Origin of the sequence: Acidovorax sp. Root219, from assembly GCF_001428665.1 — a bacterium.
Classification (GTDB): Bacteria; Pseudomonadota; Gammaproteobacteria; order Burkholderiales; family Burkholderiaceae_C; genus Acidovorax.
On record NZ_LMIJ01000034.1, the window covers coordinates 401 to 13,602 of the forward strand.

The 13,202-nt window shown below is 67.2% G+C and carries 8 protein-coding genes and 1 pseudogene; 3 read left to right on the forward strand and 6 right to left on the reverse strand.

The window, feature by feature from the left end; all coding sequences use genetic code 11:
* The 6 genes and pseudogenes from ASE28_RS33635 to ASE28_RS26815 form a co-directional block, all read right to left on the reverse strand.
* Nucleotides 1-390, reverse strand: a 390-nt coding sequence (locus tag ASE28_RS33635; protein ID WP_369818307.1) for a calcium-binding protein, incomplete at its 3' end; no start/stop codon positions are given.
* Between the two features lie 968 nt (nucleotides 391-1,358).
* Nucleotides 1,359-6,074 (reverse strand): annotated as a pseudogene (locus ASE28_RS33640) (DUF4347 domain-containing protein); the annotation flags it as partial.
* A 343-nt stretch (nucleotides 6,075-6,417) separates the two neighbouring features.
* Nucleotides 6,418-6,864, reverse strand: a complete 447-nt coding sequence (locus tag ASE28_RS26800) for a hypothetical protein (RefSeq protein WP_057269206.1) — start codon at nucleotides 6,862-6,864, stop codon at nucleotides 6,418-6,420.
* A 156-nt stretch (nucleotides 6,865-7,020) separates the two neighbouring features.
* Nucleotides 7,021-7,575, reverse strand: coding sequence for an elongation factor P (efp, locus tag ASE28_RS26805; RefSeq protein WP_007852467.1), 555 nt, complete (start codon nucleotides 7,573-7,575; stop codon nucleotides 7,021-7,023).
* 151 nt (nucleotides 7,576-7,726) lie between these two features.
* Nucleotides 7,727-8,827, reverse strand: coding sequence for an elongation factor P maturation arginine rhamnosyltransferase EarP (gene earP, locus ASE28_RS26810; protein ID WP_057269207.1), 1,101 nt, complete (start codon nucleotides 8,825-8,827; stop codon nucleotides 7,727-7,729).
* Complete coding sequence (locus ASE28_RS26815; protein WP_057269208.1) at nucleotides 8,824-9,726, reverse strand: LysR family transcriptional regulator; 903 nt, start codon at nucleotides 9,724-9,726, stop codon at nucleotides 8,824-8,826. The genes earP and ASE28_RS26815 overlap by 4 nt, the downstream gene beginning before the upstream one ends.
* A gap of 156 nt (nucleotides 9,727-9,882) precedes the next feature.
* Here ASE28_RS26815 and ASE28_RS26820 point away from each other — a divergent pair, with 156 nt between their 5' ends.
* The 3 genes from ASE28_RS26820 (at nucleotide 9,883) to ASE28_RS26830 (ending at nucleotide 13,178) form a co-directional block, all read left to right on the forward strand.
* Entirely contained in the window at nucleotides 9,883-11,094 is a 1,212-nt protein-coding gene (locus tag ASE28_RS26820; protein ID WP_057269209.1) for a CaiB/BaiF CoA-transferase family protein, read from the forward strand.
* Complete coding sequence (locus tag ASE28_RS26825) at nucleotides 11,091-12,113, forward strand: hydroxymethylglutaryl-CoA lyase (protein WP_057269210.1); 1,023 nt, start codon at nucleotides 11,091-11,093, stop codon at nucleotides 12,111-12,113. The genes ASE28_RS26820 and ASE28_RS26825 overlap by 4 nt, the downstream gene beginning before the upstream one ends.
* Nucleotides 12,114-12,182: 69 nt before the next feature.
* Nucleotides 12,183-13,178 (forward strand): tripartite tricarboxylate transporter substrate binding protein, encoded by a 996-nt coding sequence (locus ASE28_RS26830; protein ID WP_057269211.1) that lies wholly within the window; start codon nucleotides 12,183-12,185, stop codon nucleotides 13,176-13,178.
* The last annotated feature ends 24 nt before the right edge of the window (nucleotides 13,179-13,202 follow it).

The following is a 13,202-nucleotide window of genomic DNA, read 5'->3' on the forward strand; positions in this document are numbered from 1 at the left end:
GCCTGCTTCTTCGGCGGCGCTGTGCGCCACCGTGAGGCTCGGGCCCGTTGCAAAGCGCACCTGCTCCACATCCACCAGCCAATCGGAGACACCGGTGGCGGTGTGCGTGAGCTTGATGCCTGCGCCTTCCAGCACGACGGTGTAGTCGGCGCGTGTGCCTTCCTGGATCGCCACGTCAAAGCCCGTGCCCCCATTCAGGCGGTCACTGCCCGTGCCACCGGAGAGCAGGTCATTGCCTGCGCCGCCAAACACGATGTCGTCGCCGGCATCGCCAAAGACCTGGTCATCGCCGCCCTCGCTGCCCACCACATCGTTGCCGCCGCCGCCATGGATGATGTCGTCATCGGGGCCGAGCACGATCCACTGGGCACCGCTGTCGCCGCTGGCCATGTTCTGGCCCGCGCCGCCGATGACGCGCACATTGCCCACCACGGCGATGAACTCGATGTTGTCCACCTGGATCACCGAACCTGCAGGCAGGCCGCGCGCGTCGATGATCACCGCCTGCTTGCCATCGGCAGGGTTGGCGCTGCCGTTGATGACGAGCGGCACGCTGGGATTGAAGCCCACCCCTGCCGTAGGCTTCAAGATCTGCACCGACAGCGGTTCATTGGGCCCCAGGGTGGCATAGAACACCTGGCCGGCGTTGGTCAGCTCGGGGTTGTTGCCGGTCACGCGCTCGATGCGGAACCCCAGTTCTGCCAGGGCCGCAGCCCCTGTGGACGTGCCGGAGAGGCCTTCAGCCGACAGCCCCACCCCGGTGGGCACGCTGACGGAGACGATGGAATGGCCATCGGCTGCCTTGACGATAGGGATGTCGGCCAGCGGAGTGGGTGTGCCTGCGGTATCGGGCCGGGTGGGCAGCACCACCGGCACGGTGATGATGGTGGAGCCTGCAGGGCCCGACTCGGTGGTGACGGGCACGCCGTCGATGGTGGTGGCCGGTGGGGTGCCGCCGCCAGAATCGACTGCAATGGCCGTGCTGACCACCGTGGTGGTGTTGTTCAGCACCGCCGACGCAATGCCGTCATTGACGCTGATCGTGAACGTGGTGGTCTCGGTCGCCCCCGGAGCCACACGACCCACTGCCGGTTTGAACACCAGGGCGCGAAGCGCGGCCTGGATGTCGGCGGGGGTGCCTGCCGCATGGGTGTACGTGAGCCCGCCATCGGCGGTGGAGAAGCCCGAGGCCGTGAGCGAGGCCGCAGTGAACGCCCCCTTGGCCGCAGTGTCCAGCGTGATGATCACCGTCTCCGAAGCACCCACATCCGGGTCGCTGATGACGATGCCCGCGAACGGAGAAACCGTCGCGTTGTCGTTGACGGCTTGCCCCGCCACGACCCCACTCACGGCGGGGNAAACAGGTCCGCAATCACCACCGCCACGGCCGCACCCGTGTTCCAGTCCTCCAGCATGCCGATGTTGTAGGTGGTGGTGTCGGTGGAGCTCGTGCCATCCTTGTTCAGCCGCAACGCCAACTGGGCCTTGTCGTTGGCGCTCATGGTCATGGTGAAGCTGGTGTTGGACGTGATGTCCACATTGGACGTATCGGTCAGCGTGTAGTTGAACGCCCCCTGGCCCAGAAAGCGAATGCGGTTGGCCGTGATGTCATTGTTCGCCCCGGTCAGCGAGAGGAAGTTGTTGCCCGTGACCACCAGCACGCCGGTGGCCACGTTGTAGGTGGCGCTGGTGACGGTGGGGGCCACCACATTGGTCACCGTGACACCATTGCCCGTCAGGTCGGCCACCACCACGGCGGCGTCTGCCCCGGCGGCCCAGTCCTCTGCGGCGATCAGGTTGTACGTATTGACACTGGTGGAGCTGGTGCCGTTCTTGTTCATGATCAGGTTGGCACCCAGGCGGTCGGCCGCGCTCAGGGTCAGCGTGAAACTGGTGCCGCTGGTGATCTCCACATTGCTGGTGGTGGTCAGCGTGTAGCTGGCACCGCCTTCGCCCTGCAGGCTCAGCTTGTTGGCCACGATGTCATTGACCGCGCCGGACGCAGCTGTGAGCCCGGTACCGGTGACCGTCAGCACGCCGGTGTTGGCGTTGTAGACGGAGCTGGTGATGGTCGGGACAGCCACGTTGCTCACCGTGATGGGCGAAGTGGCATCGGCAATGTCGCCGCCGGTGACCACGCTGTTCCAGTCGTCGGCCGCAGCCAGGTTGTAGGTGGTGCCGCTGGTGGACGTGGTGCCGTTCTTGTTGAACAGGGCCTCCACAGCCACCTGGTCTGCGCCGGCCAGGGTCACGGCAAAGCTGGTGCCCGAGATCACTTCGACGTTGCCCGTGGTGCTCAGCGAGCGGGTGGTACCACCTTCGCCAGTGATGGTCAGGTTGGACACCGTGACGTCGTTCGTTGCCCCCAGGGTCTGGACCAGACCCGTGCCGGTCACGGTGAGGACGTGGGTGGTGACGTCGTAGGTGGCCGAGGTGATGGTGGGTGCCGAGACATTTGACACGGTCACCGCGTTGCCCGTCAGGTCTGCACCCGAGGTGGTCGTCGCATCCCAGCTGGCGGCGGCGGCCAGGTTGAAGGTGGTGGCGTCTGCGGCCGTGGTGCCGGCCTTGTTCAGCAGGCCGCCCACGGCCAGCTTGTCTGCGGCGTTCAGGGTGACCGAGAACGCCGTGGCGCTGGCAGCGGCGACGTTGCCACTGGTCAGGGTGTAGGAGCCCCCGCCCTGGCCGACGACCGACAGCTTGGAGACGTCGATGGTGTCGCCGGTGACGATGTTCACGGCCGATACCGAGAGGATGCCGGTGGCGGCATCGTAGGTGGAAGAAAGGATGCTTGGGGCGGCGTTGGCAACGGTGATGCCGTTGCCGGTGAGGTCGGCGATGTTGCCGCCCGTGACCACGCTGTTCCAGTCATCGGCCGCCGCGATGTTGTAGGTGGTGGCGCTGCTGGCCGAAGAAATACCGTTCTTGTTGAGCAACGAGGCGACGCCGGCGATGTCTGCGCCCGTGAGGGTGACGGTGAAGCTGGTGGCCGAAGTCACTTCCACATTGCCCGTGGTGGACAGGGTGCGGGTGGCACCGCCCTCGCCGGTGATGGTCAGGGTGGACACCGTGACGTCGTTGGTGGCGCCGATGGTCTTGACCAGGCCGGTGCCGGTGACCACCAGGGTGTTGGTGGTGCCGTCGTAGGTAGCCGAGGTGACGGTGGGGGCGGCCACGTTGGAGACGGTGACACCGTTGCCCGTGAGGTCGGCCGCAGCGCCGACAGTGGAATTCCAGCCCGTGGCCCCGGCGAGGTTGAAGGTGGTGGTATCGACTGCGCTTGTGCCGTTGTTGTTCAGTACGCCGTTGAGGGCCAGCTTGTCTGCGGCATTCAGGGTGACGGAGAACGCCGTGGCGCTGGTGGTGGTGACGTTGGTGCTGGTCAGCGTGTAGCTGCCAGCCTGGCCGGTGAGGGACAGCTTGGATACATCGATGGCATCACCGGTCACCATGCCGGTGCCGGTGACGGACAGGATGCCGGTGGCGGCATCGTAGGTGGCCGAGGTGAGGGTGGGCGAGACCACGTTGGACACCGTGATGCCGTTGCCCGTGGTGTCGGCGATATTCAGTGCAGCATCGGCACCATTGGCCCAATCGTCTGCCGCAGCCAGGTTGTAGGTGGTGCCGCCTGCGGATTGTGTGCCGTTGGCGGTGGCCAGCGTGCGCAGGCCGTTTTTGTCGGTAGCGGACAGGGTGAGCGTGAACCCCGTGTCCGAGGTGATCTCCACGTTGGAGGTATCGGTCAGCGTGTAAGTGCCGCCGCCCTGGCCGGTGAGGGTGAACTTGTTGGCAATGATGTCGTTGGTGGCGCCACTGCGGTGCGTGAAGCCGGTGCCTGTGACGACCAGGGTACCGGTGCTGGCATCGTAGGTGGCCGAGGTCACGGTGGGGGCCGCGACGGTGGCAGTGATGCCATTGCCCGTGATGTCTGCAACCACCACTGCTGCATCAGCCCCGGCAGCCCAGTCCTCTGCTGCGGCCACGTTGTACGTGGTGCCGCCGGTGGAACTGCTGCCGTTCTTGTTGATGATCTGGTTGATGCCGGATTTGTCGGTAGCGCTCAGGGTCAGCGTGAACGCCGTGTTCGATGTGGTGGTGATATCGACATTGGCCGTGTCGGTCAGGGTGTAGGTGGCACCGCCCTCGCCGGTCAGGGTGAACTTGTTGGCGACGATGTCGTTGTTGACGCCCGTCAGCTGCACCAGGCCGGTTCCCACAAAACTGAGAGTCCCGGTGGACGCGTCGTATGTGGCCGACGTAATCGTCGGTGCAGGCACATTCGAGACAGTCAGCGGGTTGGTGGCGTCGGCGATGTCGCCGTTCGTGATCGTGCTATTCCAGTCATCGAAGGCGACGACGTTGTAGGTTGAGCCGCTGGAGGATGTAGCGCCAGTCTTGTTGAGCAGGCTGTCAACAATGATCCGGTCGTTGCCGGACAGTTGCACCGAAAAGCTGGTGGCATCCGTCACTTCGACATTGGCCGACAGCACCAGGGTGCGGCCCGTGCCGCCCTCACCGACGATCCGCAGCTTGTTCACGGTGATGTCATTGGTCGCGCCAACGACCTTGACCAGACCGGTGCCGGTGACAGTCAGTATTCCGGTGGCAGCGTCGTAGCTGGCCGAGGTGATGGTGGGGGCGGTGACGTTGCTGACCGTGACGCCGTTGCCGGTGGTGTCGGCGGGGGCGGACGCCGTGGTGTCCCAGTTGGCAGCGCCAGCCAGATTGAAAGTGGTGCCGCCGGCGGCCGAGGTGCCGTTGTTGTTCAGCACGCCATTGATGGCCAGCTTGTCTGCGGAGTTCAACGTCACCGAAAACGCCGTGGCGCTGGTGGCCGTGGTGTTGGCGGTGGTCAGGGTGTAGCTTGCGCCACCCTGGCCGGTGAGGCTGAGCTTGGTAACGTCGATGGTGTCCCCGTTGGTCATGCCGGCGGCTGTGACCGACAGAACGCCGTTGGAGGCATCGTAGGTGGCGCTGGTGATGGTGGCGGGTGGCACTGCAGCCGCCACCACGATGTCGTCGATGTAGATCGAGATATCGGCAGCGCCGTTCTGCTGCACGATTCGCACTTCGTCCACGTACTGCCACTGGGAGCCCGATACCGAAACGGTGGTGTTGCTGCCGAATGCCGGTGCCGTGAAGTTCTGCGTGGCGCCCGAGACGGCACTGCCGTTCAGGTAGCCGACGAGTCGGTAGGTGTTGGCACCCCCGCCGTTTTCCACGGTGATGGAGACAAAGGAAAACTCCTCGCCCGTGGTCGCCTTGAGCACCCCCGCAGCCTGGGTACCGCTGGAAGCAGCGACATAGGTGCCGTTCATGTATGCCGCGTGGTCGCTGCCCCCGTCGGCCATGGACGTGTCGGTGCTCAGTTGCGTCACGTCGACATAGCCCCCGGCATCCTGGGTTCCGGCGCTGTTCAATAGGGTGAATGTCCAGCCATTGATCGGGCGTGCCACCCCGGTCGTGCCCTGGCTTTGGCCGGTACCGCCATTGACGGCGACCCCGTCGAAGGTTTCGCTGACCGGCGCTGCCAGCAAGCCGCCGTAGGATGCCGGCCCCTCCATGGCGGGGGTATGTATCGCACCGTGCTGGCGCCCCAGCAACCAGTCGCCGCCCAAGGCTGCCGCACCTGTGAGGTTGGTCGATGCGGCAACGCTGGCACCGAAAAAGTCTGACAGGGTGCGCAGTAGTGCAGCGCCCGCAGCGCCTGCCCCTGAGTGACACCCATAGAGCAGTACGTCACCATCTTCTGCCAGAGTGGTGCCGATGGAACGCAGCATGTCGGCATGGCCAGGCGCATTGCCCGCATCCAGCACGGTGGTTCCCCAGTGAAGGCGGCCGTGGCTGCCATGGGACAGCACATGCAGCGCGCCGATGCCGCTTCGCCCCTGCAGGTGCGCGGCCATCTGCGCCAGCCCATCGCTCCAGCCATCGATCATCACCACCTCGGCACCTTCGGGCGCGGCGGCCGCCAGCATCTGCCAGTCGTGCAGGTCATCGAACACGAAGACCAGCTCAACAGAGTCGCGTGTGCCCGGTGGCAGGTAGTTGTCGGTGGCGTTCGGGCTGGTCATGGGCGTTTCCTCATGGATGTGGCAGACCTGCTGCCCGCCGGAGCGGGGCGGTCGCCATGTGTTCTGGATTGACGGGGGCACGTGGCGCACAGGCCTGACAAGACCTGCAACGGCACTGCCGCGTGGTGCGCGGCATCCCGGAACATGGGCGGGTCACAGCGGGCGACGGGTGCGTGCATGTAGAGGGGCCCTGCCCATCGTCAGGTGGGGCACCCCTGCTGCGATCGCACACTGTGAAACCGGTTTTACCAGAAAGCAAGTCATTTACAAACGAATACTCGTCGTTGGATGCCCGTGCTGGTAGTTACCCCGATGCGACAGCTCCGTCGCGCCTGACGCCGATTCAGCGCGGCTGCAGCACCTGGTCCGGGTCGCCGCGGTACAGCGCAAAGAACTCGTTGAGCGAGGCCGCTACCCGCACGGGTGGGCTGTCTGCGCTCAAGGGGCCGGCGAAGACTTCCGAGCGGCCATCCGCCGCCGTGCGCAGGCGAAACACCTGGCTATGGGTCAGAAAATCTGCAAACTGCACGCCCCACTCGGAGGGCGGGCCCTGGTTGGCGCGGCTGACTTCGTCCAGCGACCACAGGCGCCAGAACTCGCCGTCCATGGTGACCATGCCGCCCAGGGTGGCGTACAGGGTGAGCACTTCGGGGGTGGCGGGCTGGCCCAGTTGGGCAAACAGCGCCTGGACCTGCGCAGGATCGCCGGGGGGCAGCATGTCGACCCCATCGATGCGCCAGCGGGGGAGGAGTGCGGTGAGGTCGGTGGCGAGGTCGGCGGTGGGGTCCATGGCAATGATTGTGCGCGAGGCCTGTGACGCTCGCAAGAAATCGCTGCACCGGCGGCGGATCGGGCAGCAAGGCCCGCACCGTGCAGGGGGTACCAACAAAAAAGGCTTCCCGGAGGAAGCCTTTTTCGGAGGTCTTGCAGGTGGGCCTGCAGAACCTTAAACGCGCTTGCGGTATTCGCCGGTGCGGGTGTCGATTTCGATCTTGTCGCCTTGCGAGACGAACAGGGGCACGGGCACTTCGAAGCCGGTGGCGATCTTGGCGGGCTTCAGGACCTTGCCGGAGGTGTCGCCCTTGACGGCGGGTTCCGTCCAGGTGATTTCGCGCTCGACGCTGGTGGGCAGTTCGACCGAGATGGCCTTGCCGTCGTAGAACACCACTTCGAGGGCCATGCCGTCTTCCAGGTAGTTCAGTGCGTCGCCCATGTTTTCGGCTTCGACTTCGTACTGGTTGTAGTCGGTGTCCATGCAGACGTACATGGGGTCGGCGAAGTAGGAGTACGTGCAGTCCTTCTTGTCCAGGATCACGTTGTCGATCTTGTCGTCGGCCTTGAACACGTTTTCGGTGCCGAAGTTGCCGATCAGGCTCTTGAGCTTCATGCGCACGGTGGCTGCACCGCGGCCGCCACGGGCGTATTCGGTCTTGAGGACGACCATGGGGTCCTTGCCGTGCATGATGACGTTGCCGGCGCGGATTTCTTGAGCGATTTTCATAGCAGTTTGGTTGCTTGGGTTGGGGGCCGCTCAACGCGCTGGCCACACGCCCCTGGGGGCTGTGCAACTGGCCGGCGCATGTTCCGCGGCGGGATTGCGCGGGGTACGGGCACCATGGTGCCGCGCCTCAATTTGCGCAAAGCCTCGGATTTTACCTTTTTTCCGCGATAAATCCTACCAACTGGCCCACCAGGTCGGTTTGTTGCATGAGGCGCGCGCGTGCCGCCTGCACGCAGGCGGTCCACTCGGCCAGGGTTTCATCATCTGGAATGGTCAGCGGGCCGTGGCCGGGGATGCCGTTCCACGCGGCGTGAAAGCCGCGCAGCGAGGCCGGGGCCTGCAGCCAGTCGAGAAACGCCGCAAGCTTGGCGTGGTGGGCACCGTCGTCCTGCGGGTAGATGTGCCAGACCAGGGCGCGGCCGGCCCACAGGGCGCGCACCAGCGAGTCCTCGCCGCGCACGGCGTTGAAGTCGCTGGCCCAGAGCAGGTCGTCGAAACCGGGCTGGTCGGTGGGGGCCAGAAACTGCAATTGCAGCGGGCCATGCTCTGCCGGCAAGGTGGCCAATGCGGACCGCACCGCCTGGGTGGCACGGCCAGGCGTGACCAGCAGGCGGGTGGGTACGGCACCGGGCTGCATGGCCTGGGCCAGCAGCGCGGGCAGGGCGGCGGGCTCATAGCAGAACAGCGACATCCAGCGCTGGGGCGTGTTGGGTGCCGGGGACTGGCCCGCGCGCCAGGCGGCGGCAAAGCGGGGCGGGGGCTGCTCCAGCAGGCCGCTCTCTCGCAGCAGGCCGCCCGTGGCGGGGGTGAAGCCGGGGTAGAAGAACCAGCGCGTCCAGCCCGCAGCCGGGCCGGACATGATGAGCGAGGGCAGGCGGTGGTTGCGCTCCACATAGGCCTCTGCCGAGAGGTATTCGAGGTTGATCCACACGGGTTGCCGGTCTGGGGCCCGCCCCACAGCCCAGGCCAGGAAGGGCTCGGGGATCTCGCAGCCGAAGGCTTCGACCACCACATCGGGCGCTGCCTCGTGCGCGGCGGGCAGCCCGCCGCCCCAGGGGCGCAGCTCCACGCCGGGGCATCCCTCAGGCGCCATCCAGGCCAGGGCCGAGGCATCGTCCACCCACAGGCGCACGCGCTGGCCGCGCGCGGCCAACTGGCTGGCCAGGCGCCAGCACACGCCGATGTCGCCGTAGTTGTCGATGACCTGGCAGAACACATCCCACTGCAGCGGGGGCAGGGCCGGGGCCGTCATGCGGCAGGCCCTTCGGCGGGGGCGCGCAGGTGGTCCACCAGCAGGCGCGCCACGCTCGAGAGCGATTCTTCCGAGCGCACGCACAGCACCAGCTGGCGGTGCGCCCAGGGCTCGTTGAGCGTGACCACGCGGATGGGCTGGCTGCCCTTGTACAGCGCAGCGCTGCCGCGCGGCATGACGCCCACGCCCAGGCCGGCCGCGACCATGAGGCACAGTGCGTCGTAGCTGGTGACCTGCATGCGCAGGCGCAGCGGCAGCCCGGTTTCGGCGGCGGCCTTGGTGAGCTGGTTGTTGATGGCGCTGCCCGGGTGCGCGCCCACGAAGTCGTAGGGCAAGGCATCCACCAGGCGCACGGATTTGCGCCGCGCCAGGGGGTGGTCGCGCGGCACCACCAGGGCCAGCTCGTCGGTGCGGTACGGCAGCTGCACCACGCGGTCGCCATAGTGGCCGTGGTTGAGGATGCCGATGTCGGCCGCGTTCTCGGCCACCGACTGGGCGATGGCGGTGCTGATCTGCTCCTGCAGCCGCACGTCCACCTGCGGGTGCAGGGCCATGAAGCTTTGCAGCTGCGCCGGCAAAAACTGGCTGATGGCCGAGATATTGGCCACCACGCGCACGTGGCCGCGCAGGCCGGCGCCGTAGTCGCGCATCTGCGTGGCGATGCCGTCGAGGTCGTTGAGCACGCCGCGCGCCAGGTTCAACAGGGCATAGGCCGCGGCGGTGGGCTCGGTGCCCTTGTTGCTGCGGGTGAACAGGGTGACGTGCAGGGCGTCTTCCAGGTCGGCCAGGCGCCGGCTCACGGCCGACGCGGCCAGGTGCTCGCGCGCGGCGGCGGCGGCGATGGTGCTTTCTTCCATCACGGCAACGAACAGGCGCAGGGAGACGGGGTCGAGCTTCATGCCTGCAATGGTACCAACGGGAGTGCTCTGCCATGCCGGTTTGCGATGGTGGGCTGTCGTAAGAGCGTTTTGCCCGCAGGGCTTCTTTGCGCATCATGCGGGGCAACACAGGCAGGCCTGATCCGCAGGCTGCGCCACATTGGAGACAAGAACACGATGGGTGCCACACCAACCCCCACCGCCGCCGCCCTGCAGGGCGTGCGCGTGATCGAGATGGGCCAGCTGATCGCCGGCCCCTTCTGCGGCAAGACGCTGGGCGACTTTGGCGCCGAGGTCATCAAGATCGAAGCGCCAGAATCGGGCGACCCGCTGCGCAACTGGCGCCTGATCAAGGAGGGCACCTCCGTCTGGTGGCAGGTGCAGTCGCGCAACAAGCGCTCGGTGGCTTTGGATCTGCGACAGAAGGAGGGCCAGGACATCGCCCGCCAGCTGATCGCCGAGGCCGACGTGCTGATCGAGAACTTTCGCCCCGGCACGCTGGAGGGCTGGGGCATGTCGCCCGAAGAGCTGCACCGCATCAACCCCGGGCTGGTGATGCTGCGCATCTCGGGCTACGGGCAGACCGGGCCCTACCGCGACCTGCCGGGTTTTGGCGCCATCGGCGAGGCCATGGGCGGCCTGCGCCACCTGACGGGCGAGCCGGGCCGGGTGCCGGTGCGTGTGGGGGTGTCGATTGGCGACACGCTGGCGGCGCTGCACGGCGCCATCGGCGTGCTCACGGCGCTGTACCACCGCAAGGTCAACGGCGGCCAGGGCCAGGTGATCGACGTGGCGCTGCACGAGGCCGTGTTCAACGTGATGGAAAGCCTGATCCCCGAGTACAGCGCCTTTGGCGCGGTGCGCGAGGCGGCGGGCAGCGCGCTGCCGGGCATTGCGCCCTCCAACGCCTACCCGTGCACCGACGGCTGGGTGCTGGTGGCGGGCAATGGCGACAGCATCTTCAAGCGGCTGATGCAGGCCATCGGCCGGCCCGACCTGGGCGCCGCGCCCGACCTGGCCGACAACGCCGGCCGCGTGGCGCGCGTGGACGAGATCGACGCCGCCATCGGCGCCTGGAGCGCGCCGCTCACCGTGCAGCAGGTGCTCGATGCCCTGGGCACGGCCCGCGTGCCGGCCGGCAAGGTCTACACCGCGCGCGACATTGCCGAAGACCCGCATTACAAGGCGCGCGACATGCTGCTCACGCAGGAGACGCGCGACGGCTACAGCGTGCAGGTGCCGGGCATCGTGCCCAAGCTCTCGGCCACGCCGGGCAGCATACGCAGCAGTGCACCGCACCTGGGCGACGATACCGATGCGGTGCTGGCCGAGGCGGGCCTGACGGCCGAGCAGATCGCGCTGCTGCGCAGCAAGGGGGTGATCCAATGACTACCGCAACGCAAGTAGGTGGCGTATGGGCTGGCGCGGGCAAGCGCATCCACATGCAGGAGGTGGGCCTGCGCGACGGCTTGCAGATGGAGGCCACCTTTGTGCCCACGGAGGACAAGATCGCGCTGGCCAATGCGCTGTCCGACGCGGGCCTCTCCAAGATCGAGGTGACCTCGTTCACCTCGCCCACGGCCATCCCTGCGCTGCGCGATGCCGAGGTGGTGATGCGCGAGATCACGCGCCGCCCCGGCACCGTGTACACGGCCCTGGTGCCCAATGTGCGCGGGGCCGAGCGGGCCATCGAGTCGCGGGCCGATGAGCTCAACCTGGTCATGTCGGCCAGTGCCACGCACAACATCGCCAACCTGCGCATGACGCAGGAGCATTCGTTCGCCGCGCTGGCCCAGGTTGTGGCCACGGCGCAGGCCGCGCGCGTGGCGGTCAACGTGTCGCTGTCGTGCGTGTTCGGCTGCCCGATGGAGGGCGAGGTTGCGCCCGAGGCCGTGTTCGGCTGGGTGCAGCGCTTCGTCGACCTGGGCGTGGGCGGCGTCACGCTGTGCGACACCACGGGCATGGCCTACCCCACGCAGGTGGCGGCCATCACCGCGGCGGCGCGCGCGCGCTGGCCGGGTGTGGAGTTCACTTTGCACTTTCACAACACGCGCGGCATGGGCCTGGCCAATGTGCTGGCGGGCATCAGCGCCGGGGCCGACCGGTTCGACGCCTCACTGGGCGGCCTGGGCGGCTGCCCCTATGCGCCCGGCGCCAGCGGCAATGTGTGCAGCGAGGAGATCGTGCATGCGCTCGACTGCATGGGCTACGCCACCGGCGTGGATTTGCCGCGCCTGCTGGCCGCCGCGCAGCGCCTGCCCGCGCTGATCGGCCACGACATCCCCAGCCAGATCGCCAAGGCCGGGCCGCGCCTGGCGCTGCACCCGGTGCCGGGGGACTTCGAGGCGATCAAGGAAAGGGCGCTGGCGCGCGATAAAGAGCTGCTGGGGGGAGGGCGCGCCGCATAGCCAGGCCCCCCACCCGTTACCACGCTGTTCTGGTTCATTCAAAGAAAACGATAGACAGGAGACAAGACCATGAGCGATTCGAGACCCCATTTCAGCCTGCCGCGCAGGCTGGTGTTTGCCGCAGTGCTGTGCACCATGGCGTTCACCGCCACCGCGCAGGATGCCGCCAAGTTCCCCGGCAAGCCCCTCACCGTGGTCGTGCCCCAGGCCGCGGGCGGCGCCAACGACGCGATTGCGCGCGTGCTGGCGCAAAAGCTCAGCGAGCAGCTGGGCCAGCCAGTGGTGGTGGACAACCGCCCCGGCGCGGGCGGCAACGTGGGCACGGCCTACACCGCCAAGACCAAGGCCGACGGCTACACCCTGCTGGTGACGGCCGACAGCGCCCAGGTCATCAACCCCTGGCTGTACAAGAGCACCGGGTTCGACCCGGTCAAGGACTTCGAGCCCGTGGCGCCGCTGGCCACGGCGGGCTATGTGCTGGTGGCGCACCCGTCCTTTCCGGCCAAGAACATGGCCGAGCTGATCGCCGTGGCCAAGGCCAGCCCGGGCAAGTATTCGATCGCCTCGGCCGGCAACGGCACCCTCAACCACCTGATCGGCGAGATGCTGCAAAAGGCCGCTGGCATCGAGCTGCAGCACATTCCCTACAAGGGCTCTGCCGCCGCAGCCACCGACGTGGTGGGCGGGCAGGTGCCGCTGTCGGTGCAGAGCCTGCCGTCGTCGATTGCCTTCATCAAGGCCGGCAAGCTCAAGGTGCTGGGCGTCGTCAATGAAAAGCGCGTGGCCGCGCTGCCCGATGCGCCCACCATGGGCGAAACGCTCAAGGGCTTTGGGCAAACGCCCTGGTACGGCATGTTCGCGCCCGCTGGCACCCCGCCCGCCGTGGTGGCCTTGCTGCAGGCCGAGGTGGCCAAGGCCCTGGACCACAAGGACGTGATCGACAAACTGGCCAACGTGGGTTGCGAGCCGTTCAAGGGCACGTCGGCGCAGCTGGGCACGCTGGTCAAGGACGACCTGGCGCGCTGGCACAGGGTGGTTCAGGACACGGGCGCAAAGGTCGACTGACGCCCGAGCAGCACCCCCTTCGAG

Excerpts from the sequence above, each read along its gene's own strand:
- ASE28_RS26800 (WP_057269206.1), bottom strand. The coding sequence starts at position 6,864 with ATGGACCCCACCGCCGACCTCGCCACCGACCTCACCGCACTCCTCCCC.
- ASE28_RS26830 (WP_057269211.1), top strand. The coding sequence starts at position 12,183 with ATGAGCGATTCGAGACCCCATTTCAGCCTGCCGCGCAGGCTGGTGTTT.
- ASE28_RS26815 (WP_057269208.1), bottom strand. The coding sequence starts at position 9,726 with ATGAAGCTCGACCCCGTCTCCCTGCGCCTGTTCGTTGCCGTGATGGAA.
- efp (WP_007852467.1), bottom strand. The coding sequence starts at position 7,575 with ATGAAAATCGCTCAAGAAATCCGCGCCGGCAACGTCATCATGCACGGC.
- ASE28_RS26825 (WP_057269210.1), top strand. The coding sequence starts at position 11,091 with ATGACTACCGCAACGCAAGTAGGTGGCGTATGGGCTGGCGCGGGCAAG.
- earP (WP_057269207.1), bottom strand. The coding sequence starts at position 8,827 with ATGACGGCCCCGGCCCTGCCCCCGCTGCAGTGGGATGTGTTCTGCCAG.
- ASE28_RS26820 (WP_057269209.1), top strand. The coding sequence starts at position 9,883 with ATGGGTGCCACACCAACCCCCACCGCCGCCGCCCTGCAGGGCGTGCGC.